An 18,237-nucleotide genomic window follows, 5' to 3' on the forward strand; every position below is an offset into this window, starting at 1 on the left:
TTTTCTGAGGGAAAGGCCGGCAAGTCTGCTCAGGGACGGACGAAATATGATCACGAAAATATCGTTGACCTCGATTCCGGCAGCTGACCACGTCAGAAAAAGGCGTCAACAAAGTCCTGTATAAAATTATTTGCATCATTGCTGCATATTCATGACAAACCAATGCTGCAACAACATATAACTATCACTTTAAATAATGAATAAAGTCAATGCGCATTAAATCATCGGATGAATGAACCCGTTCATAAGCGCGTATATATACAGACTGACGTTCAGCTGATCACTGTCATTACTGACAATAGTTGTATCGACAAGACAAGTTTTTATCATTTAATATCCGCTCAAACTCCTTGCATGTGGCAAGGAACCAGTCCCAACGCCTCTTCATCGATACCCGAGTGATCAGCCTGACAGGCGGCGCGCAGGGAATGCATGACGGCGTCCGCCTGGCAAAAGACGAATTCCCCTTCACCGACGGCTTGATGTTCTTCGTCGAAGACCCTGTCGGAGACGGAACAACTCGATGCAGGAGAAGAACCTTGAATTCAGAACCTGACCGCCCCCGTTTCACATGCGATGCCGGAGACAAGCGCTCGTGCAAGGAAAATGGCAACGCTCTTTACCTTCCGGAGCAACGCAGGGGCAACGTGCAGATTGCGTGAAAAAACGGTGGATGCCGTTTTACCGTCAATCGCCGCGGCATCCGAGGCTAAGTTTGGAGACGGCTCTGCCCCGGAGTCCCCAAAAGCATGCGACAGCCCCACACCTCTGACAGGAGTTCGAGCTGTCAACAGGTGGAAAAACGGCACGGCTTGACCTGAAATTCAAGAACGGCATGGGAAAATTCCTTCCCCGAGAATCCTTGTGCCCTGCCGGGGGTATATCATGCCGACTGAAACATGCGGTAAAAACAACATTTCCAAGTAGCGCAGAGCGATCCCAAGCCACCGGAACGGGTTTCTTTTACAAGCCGTCCCCTTTCTTCCGAGCCGATATGTTCCGCAATACCTGCAAGAAAAGAGCACATGATGACGCCATAACAAAAGACTACGCCTGACAGTTCCTGTACTTATCTATTTTTCTCTTCAGTTTGTCACAGTATTTTCTGTAAATAAAATACGGCATGCCTCTCAAAAGCGTCATCAGCAGTTTATAGGTCGCATATTTGAATCTGGGCTTATGGGTGCAAAGGGCCTCGCGGGAGAGGGAAAAGATCAGAAGGCTTTTTTCGATGTAGAACCTATCCTTTACGGTCGGTCTTTCTCCATTGACCTCATGCCGGGCAAGACATGAGGCGTGCTCCTTCGGAGCTCCTGCGAACGGCCTCATATTATACGTATAGGGAAGTATGAGGCTGCCTCTGGGATAGAAGGGAGTCCTTTTTTTGTTCCAGCGGAAGGAGATATCCCAACTATTGACCACATACATGAACTTCCGCAGCGCCTGAAGACTGTCTTCGGGAGTTTCTTTTATACTGTAGCCGCAGGCTTTCAAATATTCCCTGAAAAGATAGGATTCAGGAACAAGGGGCAGGCTTTTCATGCTTTCGGGTTCTGCCCTGAATTGCAGTTGCAGGTCCAGCATATGCCCCAAATGCGTTCTTTGCATCAGAGGACAGGAATAATACTTTTTCAGCAGTTCCCAAGAGGAGAAAAGAAACATATCCGAAGGATGATAGAGTCTGTCCTTTCTCGTAAAGCAATTCGTAGTGACAATTTTTCCACTCAATGCAATGGGCGCCAGCCTGGCGACTGCATTGAAGTCGACGCACTGATCGTTGCGCAACTTGAATACCAGACTGTCTTCCGGGCAGGCGGCAAGACCGGCAGATACCATATGAATCTGCCGGTTGATGTTGAAGAATCCGGGATTGATGAGGTCAGGCACGCAGACCAGAGTGAAGCGGATGTTTTGAAATTGCCTTTCAAGAATTTGTCTGTATTCCGCCTCGTCAGCGGCATAGCCGACAACAACTATTTTTTTAAACGAAAAGGCACATTGTCTGATCTGACGCACAATTTCGTCAATCCATTGACCTTCCAGCGGACCGTGAATCAGCAACGAAAACGCATTATTCATGATAAAGCTCCTGCAAATCGAGATTCAGGCCTCTGCGTGTACGCCGGGGAGCAAGAGAAAAACGGGGAAGAATGGACACGGCAGGGGAAATGATGGCGGAAAGCCGTCTTTTCTGAATCAAGGCTATGGCGGCCCGCTCTTCTGCGGATTTGCGCATGAAGTTGCCGACGACTTCGGCCAGACTGCCTTCCACGAAGGGATCGAAAAGCATTTCGGGCAGCAGATAGTCCGCGCATCCGCTGTAGCGTGAAGCAATGACCGGAATTTCGCGCATGGCAGTTTCAATCATGGCCATGGGCTGATTTTCAAACACGGACGGCATGACGGTGAGGTCTGTGACGGCCATGAACGGCTCCTGCTGGGACTGCGACAGAAAATCATAAAGCAAGACATGGTCTTTGAGATCTTCGGGAAGAGACCGCCACACCTCTTCCCTGTAGTCCTCGCCCGTATGGGGATTGCAGGTGCTGCCGCCGGCAAGAAAGAGTCGAATGTTCTCCGGCGATGCCTGCATAAGAGATAAAAACGCCTTCACCAGCAGCTTTTGATTCTTGCGTCCTTCAAAACGAGTTACAAGAGTAATATTAAAAGAATCATTATAATGATATAAATCATATTTTCCAGCAAGTTCCTTCTGCAGCTCACTTTTATTTTTTATTTTTGTCATAAACGGATTCATGAAAAAAAGAACTTTGTCTTTAAGCCGATATTGCTTTTTAACATATTTCCCAAGGAATTTTGAAGGAGCAATGCATACGTCGCTTGTCTCCATCTGTATTTTTTCCCAGGCAACATTCTGCATAAGACTTGACGATGCATATTCATACGGCAACCCTGAAGACCATTCATAACATTCCCTTGAGGCCGTATGATTGTTCGTGACAAGCAGAGTATTTTTAAAAGTATCCTGCCCCGATGCCTTGTTCATGGTACAGTTCATGCCAAGAGCGGCATATTCTGCAAATTCTATATATTGAGGCTGTATGTCGGCGCATATGGAAAAAACTTTTCCTCTCTGTTCGGAAATATTTCCGCTTATATGATGCATAGCAAAATTTTTAAATCTCAAAAGATCACATGCTTCATCTACGGTCGGAGATATGACATGAACATTTATATTCGTATTTTCTACTAAGTATTTACATATATTATATAAATATGACGCTATTCCTCCATGTCCCTTATACAGGCCGAATTCATGCGCCACAAAGACGACGTCTCTGGCGTCCACGTCTCTCCTGAATACGGAAGGATTGCAGCTGACGGAGGCGGCGACAAGCTCGACAATATCCTTATCGTCGTCCTTTATGCGAGGAACGACGCCGTGCGGCGGTTCACCGGACGCAGGAGAGCACGGAAGTCCGCAGGCGCTCATGAACGCGGCAAAATTATCATAGCGGGCCGCAAAGCCGGCATTGAACGCCGTGTAGTCGGTCTGTTCGTAGAGCTCATAGAGATCTTCGGGGTTACGGTCGAAGGTTCTGGCAGGAATGGAGAAGAACTCGCCAAGTTCCCTGACTCGCGAGTCCAGCGCATCCAGATACGCTGGAATGCCGGCCAGTATGGGGAGAATATTGCCATGAATTCTGCATCCGAAGGAAAAGTTGATCTTCCTGCGCTTCAAATCTTCGAACCATGCAGGAATGTCGCCATACAGGGCTATTCTGTCTTGTCTGTACATGGAGAGCCAGAGCTCCGAGGGATCGGACAGATATTGAAGCTCTTTCCAGGTCAGCTTGTCGGGAGCGTACAGCAGGCGATAGAATTCTTCCTGACAGACGAAATAGGAGCCCGGATATTCCCGGAAATGCCGGTGGAACGCCCTGTCGTTCCATGCTCGAAATCCGTTCACGGCGACTCTGAGCTCCTCTCTGGCGAGCTTCGGCTTTTCCATGCGCAGGCCTCTGCCCCTGAGAAAGATGGAAGGACAGCCGATGACCGTGTAATCAGAGTCTTGGAAGCCCAGCGCCCGCACGACGCTTTCAGTGAAATAGCCTCTGAGCCCCAGCGTTCCTCCGGTATTCAGAATGCTCCTGACGAAGGCTGTGGCCTGATCTCGAATTTCATCAACAAAACCGAGGGAAAAGGAGGCGTCGGACTGCGCTCCGGCACCTATGGCGTATACCGGGATGCGAAGCTTTTCTATGTTGTCGCGCCAGAATGTGAGTCCGGCATCAACAGCATAGTTGGCAAATACATTGGCCGGAGAAAAAACCATGGCATCGTATTCTGCGCTGATGGCATCTGCTCTTGCCCGAAAAGCGGAAAAATCCGCAAAAAAATCCGTATCTATATCTACCTGGCAGTCTTCTCCCCGGAGCAGATTCTGCAGCGTGTACTGGAATACGTTGTTTCCGCTGTTTCCGCCAAGCATCAGCATGGCGTCATCGGGATCAACGGAATAGTCAAATGTTTTACTCTGGTCTCTGTTCAGGCAGAGAAGTATTCGCTTGTGCATATATGCTCCTGTTACTTGAGAACATATTTATCGTTGGGCACCCCTGGAATTTTCACCACAACGTTTACAGTGCCGTTTTCAAGACATTCAAAGTCTGTGGATTCACACGGTTCCATAACAATGATATCATTTTTTCCGTATTCCTTGCCGTTCATCTTCACTTTGCCAGATATTATAACGGTATATTCGGTAGCAATTCTGTGATAATGAGCTGCCTCACAATCGCCTTTCTGGTAAGTTTTAACTGCAATTTCAACATCCTGTGTCCTTAGAAGACTGGGGCGGAAGTCACCTATGAACCATCCTTTCGTCATGTCGCTGAGTTTTGCGATCTTCATGTCATCCCATCAAAAAAAGATAATTCTGTATAAAAAAATTACTGTACGGAATAAAACAACTGCAATGTAATACAATATGCCTAAAGACTGTCCCAGGACTTCAAATATTCTATTTTTATGTCTTCTTATACGAAAAACATGAAACTTTATATTATCAAGAGCATCTTCTATTCCCAACAGTTCACGCCATACAAGTTTTCTCGAAACAGGATAAAAGCAGTCACAATATTTTTTATAAAAAATGAGAAAATTACGATATGACTGCACTTTTGAATCGCTGTATATTGAGGGATATTTTGCACAGGAAATAGTAAACTGTTTTCCATAATCGAGAATAACGAAATTATTCAAAAGAATGTGCTGAGAGCGCAGCGCCAGATCTTCACTGTAATCTCTCTGACTCCGTATCCCGGCAGGAACGCCGAGCTTTGCCATGCAGGCAATGAGAAAATATTGCTCGGGGAAAAATCTCGTCCATGTGCCATCCGGATATTCCCTGCAAAAATATTGTGAAAAGTCCGGTTCCTTTACCGGAGGAACATCCCAGAGAAGGAGCATGTCCTCCTTCAGACCAAAACTCGTCCAGTCTGAAGGGTGGTAGAGATACGCCTGCTTTTTCCAGAAAGGCGGGCGCGTATAGAAAGAGCAGACAAGCAGGCGTCTGGAAAACAGAGAGAACGCTTTTTCCCGTTGGGGAAAGCGCGTCCAGAAGTCCAGAAAGCCGCTGCCGGTGAGCCTGGTGTCGGACCGAAGTTTAAGAACGAACTTACGGGTAGCTCTTCGTATGCCTTCGCGGGTCGATACGAGCTGGCGGTTCAGATTCTGCACTATCCCGCTTCGCGTGCATATGCATCCGCCGGGATCATCGTTCAAAATAACGACGTCGGCATCCAGCCCGTCGACATCGGCCCCTTTCCAGGTGGAAAGAATAAGCTCAGACGCAGGCAGAAAACGTCGGACGGAACGCAGGACCTCCGGCGTATGAGCGGAAAGAGCTCCTTGGATAACGACAGAAATATCCTTATCCAGAGGTCGCTGTGCCATTATACGCTCTCCAGTGCATTTTCCAGCTTTTTCAAATAGCTTGCGAGTTGCATTTCCGTCTTCATGGGATGGAAAAACTGGTTGTCAATATGATGAACAGTTATCTTTTTTTGCTTCAAAATCATTTCATTCAAAGTCTGACTGATATAAAATTTATCATTAATGGCATTATCTTTACGTATAACATCTTTGGCACAAGCTACAAAATCACTGCCTTTCGAAAAATAATAGATACTTGCCAAGGCATTCCTGCTGATCGGCTTTTTCTCTGAAAATTCACAAACTGTTCCATTCTCATCTGTTTTTACAAAGGAGTAGCGTGGATGGACGGAACGAAATGTCACAATTCCGGCATCACACTGCTGTTCACGAAAATTCTGCAGAATTTCTCGCAGCGGCTGATCAACACAGTCGTCAACAGAACAAAGAACAAGTTCCTCGTTGTTGTCGATATAGGAGCAGGCAAGCAACGCTGAGCAGATGGCTCCTTTCGTCTGCCCGCACATAGGCACTATGACGGCGTTGTCTGTCAGCGCTCTGGCGATGAAATCCACATGATACTGTTCTATGTCATGCTTTCTGACGCAGAAGATGACATGTTCCGGAGCTGCGTCCTGAACGTAATTTATTTGATTTTCCAGAATCAGATGATTATGAACTTCCGCCATATAAATAGGGTAGTCGCTGCCTGGCCGGGAATCATTTTTCCCCCCCATGAGAAAGACGATGTTCATGATGCCCCCTCCTCCACTTCATGAATTCTTGTCATGATGTTCTCATACGTGACGTCGTCAACGGTTTTCACAGGAAGAACATATCCGCCGGAATCTATCGCCGCTCTGATGCCGTTTTCGTTGTCTTCAACTATGACACACTCTTCAGGGCGTACCCCCAGACGCTCCATAGCTGTCAGATAAATTTCAGGAGAAGGCTTTGCGTGTCTGACGTCCTGATTGCTGAGAATAAGATCGAAGTACTGAATAAGCTTGGCCTTTTCCATCATGAGACGCACCGTCTGCCGTATGGAATTGGAACCGACAGCCAGCTTGTATCCTTCCGCCTTCAGCCTGGAGAGGGCATATTCATGATTGAAACGGGGCTTGCAGAATCTGTGGATAAGCCCGATGGTATATTGCTGCTTCATTTCGTTGATGAAGCCATGCAAAGATTCCGGCAATCCTTTCTCAACGGTAAGTTTATTGAGCTTTACTCTTGTAGGCAGTCCATCATAGCTTGTGAGGTGCTCAAATCTGTTTATTTCATACCCGAAAATTCCGAGAGCCTGATTAAGAGCCTCATAGTGCCATTCTTTAGCCTCGATAAGAACACCGTCCATATCAAAAAGCACAGCTTTTATTTTCATGCAAAGAACTCCCTGGCCTTGTCAGGCATATCCGTGCAGAGCATGAGCCTGCCGTCTCGAAGACCTCGGCACGAGCGTATGACTTCCCAGTGCGCAAACGGATTTCGTTTATGCAGGTCAGGAGAAACAATGCATATCTGTTTGCCGCTCTCCAGCAGACCATCGATAAGATCAGCTCCGTACCATTCGGAAAAAAAAGCATCCAGCCATATGCCACAGCACTTATCAAGGAGCACCGGGGCAGGCACGATATCGCTGAGGCCAGTGAAGACATTCGCCCCATATGTCGTCTGAACAACAAGATCAGGAATCGACATGTCGAAAGTAAAATAGCATGTCTGCCGATACTTGTTCAGCATCTCCAGAAGCGGTTCGACAAGTCCATCGGCCTTGATGTTGATGGCCAGGGGAAGATTGCGTCCATCCATGATTTTCAAAACGTCCTCGAACAGCATCTCATCACCGGAGGGCATGTCATGAGAAACAACAAGCGTACCACAAAGGTCTCGAACATCGGTTTCCGTGCCGAATCCAGCAGAAAAAGAGCGTTGAAAGGCCGCTGCGCTGTTTCTTTCCGCAAGAGTATTCCACCAGCCGCGATGAGAAAGTATGTTCATCTTATGACCTTCCGTGAGATGGGGTGCGAAATAAAAAATTCGAGGTCTTCAGGAATGCCAAGTCCGTACATGCCGGAATACTCTCTGCCCACAGGATATATGCCTATACGTTTTCCTTCCTTGATAAGATAATTATAGCATGGACAAGTATAGAACTCTCCATTAATGCGAACATTGTCTGCAATCATTTTTTCTGCAGCACGCACCATGTCGTATCCATGCGAAAAGTTGAATATTCCTACTGTAGCATCTTCGGAGATAACCTTTTTTTCAGCAGTTTCCACAACCAGTCCTCTTTCATCGGTACGGGCATATGACCATTTGGGATCTGTTGATTTCATGGTCATAATCATGCCATCAAGATTTCGGGACTGCATGGCGTCAAGATATTCATTGATGTCGATATCAATGTACTGATCGGTATTGGCACTCATCAGTGGATCTTCGTCATTGAAAAAGGCTCGCGCGCACAGTGCCGTGCAAACCTGTCCCTCCGTGATGCCGTCGACGGCAATGATCACGGGGTTTCTTGTGTAGGAACGAAGTCTGCGTTCAACATCATATGTTTCCAGATGCTTTTTCTGGCAGATGAAGATGAATCGGTGATCACAGCGTGGGGTAAGATTGTCTATCACCACCTTAATCATGGGAACTCCATGAATAGGAATAAAAGGCTTAGGAATGGTATACCCGGCCTTTGAGAACCTGCTCCCTCTGCCTGCCATAGGAAGTACGATATTCAGCATACCTTCTCCTGATAATATGTACCATTATACTTTTATAAAAATGAAACCCACGTCATAATTACGATGCAAAAATAAAAAAGCTATCTGTATTATTTATAAAATTTTATTATTAATAAATCATTAAATTTATTTTAAAGCATACTTTCGTATATACCATGTATAAATCTACGTTTATAACTTACAACAGTTTATAAAAACTTATTTCTTTTGGACACTCATAAAATCAAACTCTGCAAACCCGAGTTGCAGCTCATGAAGGCGAAATTCCGTTTTCCTCCGGCATTGGCGCAGGAGATTCCAGGCATAAAAAACAGACGTGAGAGGATTCCCGACGACGAGGCAAGAGCCGCGGCGCGTCTTTGCGCCGGGGAAGACGACGAACAACTCCGGCAGCTTCCTGACTCAGCGGAATGAATCCGTTCCGGCCGGCATGGACCGTTCTCGCGGCAGGAGCGGCGCGTCGCAGATGCACCTCCTGCCGGCGGGCATGGAGAATTTCCGACTTGCCGGCTCCGGCCGGCAGCAGATGAACGGCCTGCGCGCCGGGACGGCCGGCATATTCTTCCAGCAGACAAATCAACTTCAATGCCTCTTCGTGTGTAAGCATTCCGGTGTTTTTTGCGGCGCATTTCTGCGCACGACCATATGGTGGAACGCCGTGCTGCTGAGCGCGCCCGTGCGCACGGCAAAGTCCACAATATGCTTTGTCGGCCAGCACGAACGACGGCGCGAACTGGGTGACAGTCCGTTGTTTTAAAGCATAAAGCCATGCACCAAGCGTTTTTTCAGGTACTTCTGTTATAAAGACAGCCTCCAAGATACGGCAGTATATGCCTGGTCAGATATTGTTCGTCCGTCTTCCAGCTCCGCTTATATTTTTGTACGCAGGGAAGATATTTCCTTTTGACGAAGTTATCGAACAGACACAGTTGATTGATATCATTCCCGTCAGTCACGACAATGATATTTTTCCTGCCTGTCATGCGCGATTCCTCAACCGGGCATCCCAGACGTGTGCCTTCTGACTGCTAGAGACCGAATCAGCATCGACGTTGCTTCGTTGCCGGAATTTTCGGATGTTCCCAGCTGCAGGACCGAACAAAACTGACATCATCAGGATTGTAAAAAAGCGCCTCAGATCATGCGTGGGACGGAAAGTCAGCAAAAACAAACGATATGTTGAACGCTGCTCTGCAAAGGACACAAACGGACGCCTCACATCGTCCATCCTCGGATTGCCCCAAAACGCCCGGCATGAACGAAAGCCGCTGCCGCTCTGTACGACGCGAAGAGGAAGGAAAAGAAATCGTAATCGCAGGGAAAACGCCGGAAAAAGACAACGCGCGGGGGAAGAAAGGCGGCAACCGGCGTCAGATGAGGCCTGCGGCAACAAAAATGACGAAAAACAGGCCTGTCTTGTCCCGCCACCGGCAAGGAAAAACGCAGCTTACAAGACAGCTCGCCGTTTTGCAGAGAGGCCGATGGAAACATGACGATGCCGACCAATAATTATTTGACAGTAAAAACAGTTCCAGCGGATTGGCATCATCGAAAAATCAGGGAGACGGCAGGGAGAACATTCGTGATCAAGTCAGGCCCCTGGAAAACGGGTGGATTGCCCGGCTCCGCAAGGGCCTGTCACCTGCTCGCGCATTAAGGGCGCCTGCCTGAACTTCTCAGGCCCCCTCGCCGGCTTGAGCCGTCATGTCGGCTCAAGCCGGGCTGCCGTGTGCCGAGCCGCACGGCGCGAGAAACGTGCCGTGCGCATGACAATACTCTGGAATCCCGCATGTCGCCCTTCATGACGCACATGCCGAAACAATAGTTCCCACAGCCCGGCCGCTCTGAACGCGCGCGTATGCTGCGCCATGTCGAATCAGCGAGGCGTCGAGGTCATCTTTGCCCCTCGTTTTCCTTCAGATTTTCTTTTCAAACGTTGCGGCGCGCCGTTGAAAACAGCACAGCCTTTACGCGGAGCAGAAACGAGACTCCGGCGAATTTCTCCTTCCATGTCGCCGGCAAGCGCTCCTCCACCATTCACCGCACAGCACTCCTTTCCGCTGTTTCACGTTTTGAAAAAATTTTTTCAGACCATGGTGAAATCTGCCCGAAAAACAAAACTACTCAAAGTAAGACAAACTTTTCAAACCGGCTCGCGAAGGGCCGCTTTTTGGAGACAACCATGTTTCCCCCCATTTTTCATCTGCCCGACATACTCCGCACCCCGCCCATTCCTCGCCGTCTGCCCGGCGACCCCATCATAATCATGCGGATTCTTCGTCTGCTTTGCCGCTGAACCCTTTCACATCAGGAGAACACTCATGAAAAAAGCCCGGGAAAAAGCCAATACCTGCTCCGCCGCCTTCGAACACTACCTCGACTCCGTGGGATGCGAGTCGCTGGATCGCGCAGGCAACAACATGCAGCTCAAGGGGGTGATTCACGAAATTCTCTTTCGGGACAAGCTGAATCTGAACCCGGTCAACATGTGGAACGGCAAAAGGGCCATGCTCACCAGAAACCCTCATGCCCATGCCGTCGATGTTGTTCAGATGCAGAACGGGAAGAACGTGGGGCGCTATCAGCTCAAGGACTGTACCAGCCCTGCCGGCATCAGAGACACGCTGACAAAAGTTCGCACAAAAAAGTACCACAGCACGAAGCTCATGGGCACGCGGGAAACCGTCGCAGGGTACAACAAAAGCAAAACAACAACGGATCAGCCCATGGAATCCACCAACATTTCCAGCAGCAGAACCACCCGCGTGGCGGACAATGCCGGCGTGCAATGCAAAAACAAGGATCTGCTGTGGAGCAACCTCCAGGACATCGGAGCCTGTTCTGCTCAGAGCGCCGCGCTGGGAGCCGCACTCTCCGGCATGTCCGCTCTGGCGACCGGTATGAAGCGCTGCGCCCGGGGAGAAATCAGCAAGGCGGAGGTGATCGGCAACGTCGTCATTGAAAGCGGCAGAGGGGCCGTGAATGCGGGAGGCACCACGGCGGCCGCCCTTGCGCTGAAGGAGGGGGCAAAGGCCCTGGGACAACGCCTCGGCGGCGAAAGTCTCAAAAAGCTCGCCGGCGGCAACGCCGCCACGGCAGCCGCCTTTGCCGCTGTGGAAATCGGGCAGGAGGCCGTCCGATGCCTGCAGGGCAAATCAACGCCGAAAGATCTGGCCAAGACCTCTCTTTCCGCAACATCTTCCGCCGCGGGCGGATACGGCGGCACGCTTGCGGGCATGGCCCTGGGAACGGCCCTGTGTCCCGGAATCGGCACGGCGCTCTTCGGACTTGCGGGCGCCCTGAGCGGAGGACTCGGAGGAAGAGTGCTCGGCCACGCCATCGGCAGACTTTTTGATTGATGCAGTCGTGCGGGATGCGTGCGCACGCATCCCGCACGACTGCGTCAATCAGCGATTTTCCGGCATGAATTCGGCTGTTTTTCCTTGCCTTTTTTATCTCTTTACCAAAAGTCAAAAATTCCTATACTGTTGCATAAGATCATATCACTATTGCCCAACACGGCATTACGGGAGCATTACCTTGAAAATACAACCATTTTCTTCTCATTATCCGAAACAGCCGGCGCCTCTTCCCAGACATGTGCAGACGGGCATGTACTTTATTCGTGCCAACAACCAGAAACTGAAGCAGGCCACGCAGGGAGGCTTCCCCCAGAATCTTCCGGAATGGAAAATGAATCACCACCATCCCGTATATATCACCCGCAGCCTGGGAAACTCGATCTTCTCTGTTTGCCCCTGCTCTACAAAAAACTGGCAGAATCTGCCGGAACGAAGATTCATAGAACAGAACACCTGCACGTCCACAGGAAATATTTTCGTTGCCCGGACCTACCTCAGTGAGGAGCACTCCTTTCCTGTGACGGACATGAACGACATTGCCGAACTTTCAGGCCCTGCCGGCACACCCAAAATCGCTTTCTGGGGTCTCGTTGCCCCGGAAGACGTCATCTGATGAAGGATACGGATCATGACCAGAGTCTCCACTGCAAAGGCAAGGCCTTCCGCAACGATACCTTCACCGGAAGATCGCGGCTGCAACAGCGAGGTGTTTGCGGCCCGGCCCCCCCGCAACAAGCCCTGCGACCGATGGGTAAAAGAAATAGTGAACCAGATCGGCCCGAAAACCGAATCCGCACAGAACCTTTTTTACGCAGATCTCCTGGACTTTCTCTGGAAGGGCGACGGCTTCTCCCGCCTGAAGGCCGACACGAGCGCCGAAAGCGTGAAGGAGAAATTCAGGCAGTTCAGACACAACAGATACAGGCAGAAGGCGCCGAACGGTTCCCTGCTGAACATGCTCCACCGCTTTTCCCAGGCGCTGCAGGAGCAGAAGGACAACGACGGCAGCCTCGCCTTCTCATGGGACAAGCACAAGAGCTTCGCCTTTGCCCTGAACGCATCTTCCCCCATGCCCACGCAGGAAGAAGAATCCGTCATGCTCGACATCTGCAGCACGGGCCGGTTCCGGCCCGGCCTCGACGCCGCCTCCGTGTACCGGGCAAGCGAAACAGGCAATTACAAGACAGGAAGAAGAAAACACGGTCCCCGCAACCGGGAACTGCTGACCTTCGCCCGGGAGCTGGCTGAATTTCTGGCCAAGGAATCCGGACGGGAACGGTTCATTACCAAAAAAGTTCTCAGGCAGGCGCTTGTCGTCTGCTACCCGAATCTGAAATACCCGCTGGACGCGCTCGAGTCGGCGATGGGGCCTGACGGCGAAGACGCCTCCGCGCCGGCTTACGGGCAAGCCGATCCTCTTGCCGAGCGCGCCTGTTTTTCTCCGGAAACGGATTTTTCTCAAGAGCTCATAAGCGACACCTCCAGAGCCATGGACTTTTTCATCAGTCTTCTCTCACCGGAAGACAAGCTCTATTTATGGAGTCTGGGCGTGAACGACGGAGGACTGACGGAGCAGGATATTCAGCGCACGCTGGACGAATGCCGTCTTGCGCTGGAAAAGGACGATGAAAACCGCCGCGAGCTGAAACGTGCTTCCGAAAAGTCTGCCGATCTCATCTGCGGTTCCGACACGCGCGAGGAAGAAGTCCGCAAAGACAGACTGAAAGGAGAAGTGCTGCCCCCTCCCCGGAGAAAACTCCTTGAAGATTCCGTAAAGATTCTGGAATCGGGACAGATTCAGGGCAAGATGTCGAAATGCACGCTGAAGCATCTGCTCGGCCTCTCCTCGCAAAACCGCATTTCCGAGCAGCAGGAGCAGGCCTTTCTGCTCTTCCGCAAATTTCTCTGCCTGTCCGGGACGGCCGACCGGGGAAAATCGTTGCCGAGCGAATGCGCACGCTGTCCGGAACGCTGCCGGCTCAACATGTCCTGGGAGAAAAAACTCGAACGCATCCGGCTTGCCTTTGCTCAGAACAACAATCCTCTGCCTCGTCATGTTCCGGAAAACGAAAACATAGCGGAGCACTATCGCACCCTGTGCTGGACCATGCTCACAAAGAAACTTTCAAGCCGTCCGGTTACGGATGCCCTTCTTTGATCATCTGAAGGAATTCAACATGCAGGAACACCATCTCCCTCTTTCGGAATACCTTGTCTGCGCCGGAAGGCACAGATTGTGCCCTCCCCCTTCCGTACTCGCCGCCTTTCCAGACGACGAGATGCTGAAAAAACACATTGAAGCGTGTCCCCTCTGCCGCAAGAGGCTCGACGAGCTGGACAGCGAACTTCTGTGGGAGCATCTGGCCGACCTGATCGGGGGCTCCCCCAAAAAGGAGCATGTTCATCCTTCCCCGGGACAGGTATGGTCCGTTTCCCGCGAGAAGAACGGCTGGGCCGGCTCCATGCCCCGTTACTACAACGCGCCGGACGTGCTCATTCTCAAAATCTTTCCCTACAACGTGGTAAGGGTGGCTCAGGTAAGCGGCTTTTCCGCTCTGGCCACGCCCGACGACGTTTTTCTGGATGCCGAACGGTCGGTTTTCGCGGAATCGTGGAACATCTACTCTCTGCCCGTTTCCTGGCTCGACCGCCTGCGCTTCACGGCTCTTCCCGGCGCGGTCGTGCTGACGCGGGAAATATCCCGCGGCCCCATGACGAACCTCGATAAAAGCGATCCCAGGGCGCAGTTCCGTCTGCTGGAAGTGCGGCACAGCATGTATTTTTCCATGAACGCCATCCACGAGGTGGCGGAACTGGCCGAAAGCACGGAAAAATCTGCTTCCGGCGGCGCTGCGCCCCGCAGCGTCGGGCAGCTGCACTGCTCAAGGCGTCCCGCCGAAACGCAGTTTCCCGAAGAGCTGAGCTATGCCGCCGCAAACGGCTCGCAGATCTTCCAGTGGAAAAACCTGCTTTTCGTGGAGGAAAAAGCCGGAAAGGTCACCATCACTTCGCACTATTCCAAGGCCCTCGGCGTGCAGATGGTGGACGAACAGGGCTTTCTCATTCCCGTCAGAGCGCCTCATGCGGGCTCTGCTGCCCGAAAGACGGGCCTTGAGCTTCCCGAATTCGCCTCTTCCGACAGCGATGTAGCCAGCTTTGCCGTCATTCCTCCCCGGGAAAAGCTGACGTTCCGTCTTGAAGGGAACGCCTCCCCTTCGGCCATTCAGGTCTTTGTACTCAAAAAGTAAGGTCTCCGACGATGCCCGCCTTCAGCTTCCGCAGCATTCTTTGCTTTGCCGGCGTCGGGCAGTCCATGCCGGAGCAGAGCTCAGAAGCACTGGACAGCCCGCTTGACGAACGTTCTCTTCCCGCTCTGGTCTTTCGCACACCGGGCGTGCTTCTGCCGGACGAAAGGGGAGAGACGCCGAATCTCCTTCTTTCCGGCATGCCCGGCAGCGGAAAAACGCAGCTTGCGCTTGCCCTCATCATGGAAAGAGCCCTGCGCGACAAGGGCACGGTTTTCTACGCGGCTCCCACCCGGCCGCTGGCTCAGGAAAACTGGATCCGGCTGCGCCGACTGTGCCGCGGCATGATTCCGGAAAGCGACATCATACTTTCCACAGGCGACAAAGCCGCCGACGACTGGAAGGTGTACAAAGGGCGCGCCGCCATATGCTGCACCATTTTTGAAAAGCTTCTCTCCATGCTCATGAGCGACTGGACCTTGAAGGACCGCAGCCCCCTCATCGTGGTGGACGAAGCGCACATGTTCAATCTGAAGGAGCGGGGCGTAAAACTCGACACCCTTCTCGCCTCGCTGTCCCAGGCCCGCGCACGGGTTGTCGTGCTTACCGTGGAAAGCGGAGAAACTCTGAAGCTGCTCAGCCGCATTCTCACCCGCAAAGACGGACTGCAGGACATTCCCCCGCTGACGCTTTCGGGCAAATGCCGCGCCCTGCCTCTCGAACACCGGCTCGCGTTCTACGGCAGAACGAGAACGGACGAATTTCTCTGTGAAGAAGCGCGGCTCCATCTTTTCGAGAAAAGCTCGCCGCTTCTTCCAGAAGAAAAGGATCTGAGCCGCATGGACGAGACCGTGCGGGGACTCATAGACAAGGCCCGGAAACTCCCTCTGGACGAAGACGCGCCCTTCATGCCCCTGGATGCGGACTGCATTCGACGCTACGCCGACAGCGGCCGCAGTCTTCTCGTGGTGCACACGAACAAGAAAATCCTTCTCAACGTCATTCCCAACCTTTGCAGAACAAGGGAGAAGCTGCCGCCCTCCAGACAACCGAAAGCATTCCTGAGCGACCTGGAACGCCTCGAAATGCAGGGCGTCATTTCGCAACGCCATCGCAGGCAGCTTGCGGAATGGGCGGAAAAAGGCATCTTTCTGCACAGCGGAGACCTGCATTTCGATCTGAGAAGCGCCGTTGAACAGGTTTTTCGGGAAGAGGACACCCGAGGCTGCATTCTGCTTGCCACGACAACCATGGCCTACGGCGTGAACCTGCGGATAGACGTCGTGCTTCTGACCACGCTTTCCTATCAGGTGTGGGAAGGGGGGGCCGTGTTCATGGACGGCATCGACATGCACAACATCATGGGCAGGGCGGGCAGATTCCCCGGCTCTACCGGCCTTGCAGTTCTCGCTCTTCCCGCCCGGAGATACGCATCTCTCAACGACGACGTCGTCCGGGAAAAGCTTCTGGACTGCTATCGGACCCGGTCCACGCGCGTGCTTTCTCCCAATCCCGTGGAAAACGCCTGCGCACGCGATGCGGAGGTGCAGGCCATGTATCTGTGCGCGCTCAGAACTGCGGCTCTGGAACAGGGAGACGCGGAAAGCTTCGTCTCCGCTCTTACGGTAGCCCGGAGGCTCATGGGCACCGTGCACGGCATGAAGGCGCAATCTCTCCCCGACAAAAAGAGCTTTCAGCTTCATGTCGGCCGCATGCTCGACGAATTGTGCGGCCTTGCCTGCAAGGGCATAGCGCTTGCGGAACGAAGAAATGCTCCTTCCTCCGAAGCGACCTACAGAATAACGCAGGCCGGATGCGCGCTGCTGGATTCCGGTTCTCCCCTGGAAGACGCCGAGGCCATGGCCGAATGGCTGAGTCTCGTGCGCAACTATTTCAGGGAAAAAAGCGTCCGGACCGGAAGCCCGCTCATATGGATGACGGCGCTTCTGGCCTGTCCTTCCGTACAGCAGCTCATAAACGGCATATACGGCAGACGCGTTCCCCGCTACGACAAGGAAAATTTCTTCTCGGCTCTTGAAGAGAATCTGCATCTGCCCGGAGCTTCCGGGGAAGAAATCACCGGGCTCCGCCGGCAGTTCGACACGGCTCTCGGCCAGCTGCTCGCCGTTCTGTCCCGAAACGACACCCCTCAGGAGAAAGGCGCGCGCAGGTCCAGAACAAGAATGACGCTGCTTGCCGTCATGGCCTGGGCGGCCGGCCGTAGTCTCGACATCGTGGAGGAAAGAATGTGGCCGGCGGTCAAGGTCGGTTACCCAGGAGCGGAAGGTCCCTTCTTCTCGCCGCGGCTTTCCGAACGCTTCACCTGGCGGGCGCTGCTTCTCGTGCGCTTTTTCGGAGGAACGGAACTTCTTTCGGATGAAGAGGCCGTATGTGCGGCCGTTCTGGAACGCCGCCTGCGCTGCGGCCTTCCCGACAGAGCCATTCCCTACTTCAACGGCGGACTCAGCGTTTCCCGCAGCGCCGCGAACAAGGGGGCGCAGACGGCGCCTCCGCATGAGCTGCTGATTCTCCGGCCTGTCAGCGGCGGAAACGACAAGCAGCAGAAAGCACGAAGACAGCTGCAGAGCATAGTGCACAACTACTGCCGCAACCAGATCTGCCAGCTCTGCTCCTGGACAGCAAGCCATGTCGGCAGCTGCGGCGATGCCGGCGCCATATGGGAAGCCGCGAACAGCGTTCTTCGGCCCTCGCCCGACATGTCGCGCGCTCTTGCCCTGCTGCACGAGCTTCTGCCTTCAAAAAACTGGAGCGAGGAACTGAACGCTCCGTCTTCCCGGGGCGACTTCAGCTTCTTTTGCTCCTGCCTGCTCATGGCGGTGCTCATGAAAAACGGATGGTGCCGTCCGGATGAAGCCGTTCCCGAGACTCTTGAAGACGTGCATGCACTGCTGATCGAAAAGAACATTCCCTGGCGGGAAACAGCCGCCCTCGCACTTCTTTACATTCCATCTTCCCGCAACTGAG

The 18,237-nt window shown here is 52.2% G+C and carries 16 protein-coding genes; 7 read left to right on the plus strand and 9 right to left on the minus strand.

Features of this window, described 5'->3' with window-relative positions; all coding sequences use genetic code 11:
• Nucleotides 1-1,047 precede the first annotated feature (1,047 nt).
• From ABGT79_RS01290 to ABGT79_RS01330, 9 genes are all read right to left on the minus strand, one after another.
• On the minus strand, nt 1,048-2,079 hold the full coding sequence (locus ABGT79_RS01290) for a hypothetical protein (RefSeq protein WP_346664646.1): 1,032 nt from the start codon (nt 2,077-2,079) through the stop codon (nt 1,048-1,050).
• A complete protein-coding gene (locus tag ABGT79_RS01295) occupies nt 2,072-4,537 on the minus strand; it encodes a glycosyltransferase family 4 protein (protein WP_346664647.1) in 2,466 nt (821 codons plus the stop codon). Before ABGT79_RS01295 ends, ABGT79_RS01290 begins: the two co-directional genes overlap by 8 nt.
• An 11-nt stretch (nt 4,538-4,548) precedes the next feature.
• A complete protein-coding gene (locus ABGT79_RS01300; RefSeq protein ID WP_346664648.1) occupies nt 4,549-4,875 on the minus strand; it encodes a hypothetical protein in 327 nt (108 codons plus the stop codon).
• Between the two features lie 9 nt (nt 4,876-4,884).
• A complete protein-coding gene (locus ABGT79_RS01305) occupies nt 4,885-5,919 on the minus strand; it encodes a WavE lipopolysaccharide synthesis family protein (RefSeq protein ID WP_346664649.1) in 1,035 nt (344 codons plus the stop codon).
• A complete protein-coding gene (locus ABGT79_RS01310) occupies nt 5,919-6,653 on the minus strand; it encodes a sugar phosphate nucleotidyltransferase (RefSeq protein ID WP_346664650.1) in 735 nt (244 codons plus the stop codon). Before ABGT79_RS01310 ends, ABGT79_RS01305 begins: the two co-directional genes overlap by 1 nt.
• Nucleotides 6,650-7,282 carry an HAD-IA family hydrolase gene (locus ABGT79_RS01315; protein ID WP_346664651.1) on the minus strand — a complete coding sequence of 211 codons (633 nt, stop codon included), beginning with the start codon at nt 7,280-7,282 and terminating at the stop codon, nt 6,650-6,652. The genes ABGT79_RS01310 and ABGT79_RS01315 overlap by 4 nt, the downstream gene beginning before the upstream one ends.
• Nucleotides 7,279-7,899, minus strand: a complete 621-nt coding sequence (locus ABGT79_RS01320; protein WP_346664652.1) for a hypothetical protein — start codon at nt 7,897-7,899, stop codon at nt 7,279-7,281. Before ABGT79_RS01320 ends, ABGT79_RS01315 begins: the two co-directional genes overlap by 4 nt.
• Nucleotides 7,896-8,645: a glycosyltransferase family 2 protein gene (locus tag ABGT79_RS01325; RefSeq protein WP_346664653.1), complete on the minus strand. Its 750-nt coding sequence runs from the start codon at nt 8,643-8,645 to the stop codon at nt 7,896-7,898. The genes ABGT79_RS01320 and ABGT79_RS01325 overlap by 4 nt, the downstream gene beginning before the upstream one ends.
• A 250-nt stretch (nt 8,646-8,895) precedes the next feature.
• Complete coding sequence (locus ABGT79_RS01330) at nt 8,896-9,462, minus strand: hypothetical protein (RefSeq protein ID WP_346664654.1); 567 nt, start codon at nt 9,460-9,462, stop codon at nt 8,896-8,898.
• A gap of 437 nt (nt 9,463-9,899) precedes the next feature.
• Here ABGT79_RS01330 and ABGT79_RS01335 point away from each other — a divergent pair, with 437 nt between their 5' ends.
• The 7 genes from ABGT79_RS01335 (at nt 9,900) to ABGT79_RS01365 (ending at nt 18,236) form a co-directional block, all read left to right on the plus strand.
• Nucleotides 9,900-10,154 (plus strand): hypothetical protein, encoded by a 255-nt coding sequence (locus tag ABGT79_RS01335; RefSeq protein WP_346664655.1) that lies wholly within the window; start codon nt 9,900-9,902, stop codon nt 10,152-10,154.
• 349 nt (nt 10,155-10,503) lie between these two features.
• Nucleotides 10,504-10,941 (plus strand): hypothetical protein, encoded by a 438-nt coding sequence (locus tag ABGT79_RS01340; protein WP_346664656.1) that lies wholly within the window; start codon nt 10,504-10,506, stop codon nt 10,939-10,941.
• A 25-nt stretch (nt 10,942-10,966) separates the two neighbouring features.
• Nucleotides 10,967-12,004 (plus strand): hypothetical protein, encoded by a 1,038-nt coding sequence (locus tag ABGT79_RS01345; protein ID WP_346664657.1) that lies wholly within the window; start codon nt 10,967-10,969, stop codon nt 12,002-12,004.
• Between the two features lie 181 nt (nt 12,005-12,185).
• Complete coding sequence (locus ABGT79_RS01350; protein ID WP_346664658.1) at nt 12,186-12,620, plus strand: hypothetical protein; 435 nt, start codon at nt 12,186-12,188, stop codon at nt 12,618-12,620.
• Between the two features lie 15 nt (nt 12,621-12,635).
• Nucleotides 12,636-14,165, plus strand: coding sequence for a hypothetical protein (locus ABGT79_RS01355; RefSeq protein WP_346664659.1), 1,530 nt, complete (start codon nt 12,636-12,638; stop codon nt 14,163-14,165).
• A 121-nt stretch (nt 14,166-14,286) separates the two neighbouring features.
• Nucleotides 14,287-15,255: a hypothetical protein gene (locus ABGT79_RS01360; RefSeq protein ID WP_346664660.1), complete on the plus strand. Its 969-nt coding sequence runs from the start codon at nt 14,287-14,289 to the stop codon at nt 15,253-15,255.
• A gap of 11 nt (nt 15,256-15,266) precedes the next feature.
• Complete coding sequence (locus ABGT79_RS01365; protein ID WP_346664661.1) at nt 15,267-18,236, plus strand: DEAD/DEAH box helicase; 2,970 nt, start codon at nt 15,267-15,269, stop codon at nt 18,234-18,236.
• Nucleotide 18,237: the final 1 nt, after the last annotated feature.

Source organism: uncultured Mailhella sp., assembly GCF_963931295.1.
In the GTDB taxonomy this organism is placed as follows: Bacteria; Desulfobacterota; Desulfovibrionia; order Desulfovibrionales; family Desulfovibrionaceae; genus Mailhella.

Bases quoted from the DNA above. Each gene is read 5' to 3' on its own strand.
- ABGT79_RS01340 (WP_346664656.1), top strand. From the start codon at position 10,504: ATGCTGCGCCATGTCGAATCAGCGAGGCGTCGAGGTCATCTTTGCCCC.
- ABGT79_RS01365 (WP_346664661.1), top strand. From the start codon at position 15,267: ATGCCCGCCTTCAGCTTCCGCAGCATTCTTTGCTTTGCCGGCGTCGGG.
- ABGT79_RS01290 (WP_346664646.1), bottom strand. From the start codon at position 2,079: ATGAATAATGCGTTTTCGTTGCTGATTCACGGTCCGCTGGAAGGTCAA.
- ABGT79_RS01295 (WP_346664647.1), bottom strand. From the start codon at position 4,537: ATGCACAAGCGAATACTTCTCTGCCTGAACAGAGACCAGAGTAAAACA.
- ABGT79_RS01305 (WP_346664649.1), bottom strand. From the start codon at position 5,919: ATGGCACAGCGACCTCTGGATAAGGATATTTCTGTCGTTATCCAAGGA.
- ABGT79_RS01325 (WP_346664653.1), bottom strand. From the start codon at position 8,645: ATGCTGAATATCGTACTTCCTATGGCAGGCAGAGGGAGCAGGTTCTCA.
- ABGT79_RS01315 (WP_346664651.1), bottom strand. From the start codon at position 7,282: ATGAAAATAAAAGCTGTGCTTTTTGATATGGACGGTGTTCTTATCGAG.
- ABGT79_RS01355 (WP_346664659.1), top strand. From the start codon at position 12,636: ATGACCAGAGTCTCCACTGCAAAGGCAAGGCCTTCCGCAACGATACCT.
- ABGT79_RS01345 (WP_346664657.1), top strand. From the start codon at position 10,967: ATGAAAAAAGCCCGGGAAAAAGCCAATACCTGCTCCGCCGCCTTCGAA.
- ABGT79_RS01360 (WP_346664660.1), top strand. From the start codon at position 14,287: ATGCTGAAAAAACACATTGAAGCGTGTCCCCTCTGCCGCAAGAGGCTC.
- ABGT79_RS01320 (WP_346664652.1), bottom strand. From the start codon at position 7,899: ATGAACATACTTTCTCATCGCGGCTGGTGGAATACTCTTGCGGAAAGA.
- ABGT79_RS01310 (WP_346664650.1), bottom strand. From the start codon at position 6,653: ATGAACATCGTCTTTCTCATGGGGGGGAAAAATGATTCCCGGCCAGGC.
- ABGT79_RS01335 (WP_346664655.1), top strand. From the start codon at position 9,900: ATGAACGAAAGCCGCTGCCGCTCTGTACGACGCGAAGAGGAAGGAAAA.
- ABGT79_RS01300 (WP_346664648.1), bottom strand. From the start codon at position 4,875: ATGAAGATCGCAAAACTCAGCGACATGACGAAAGGATGGTTCATAGGT.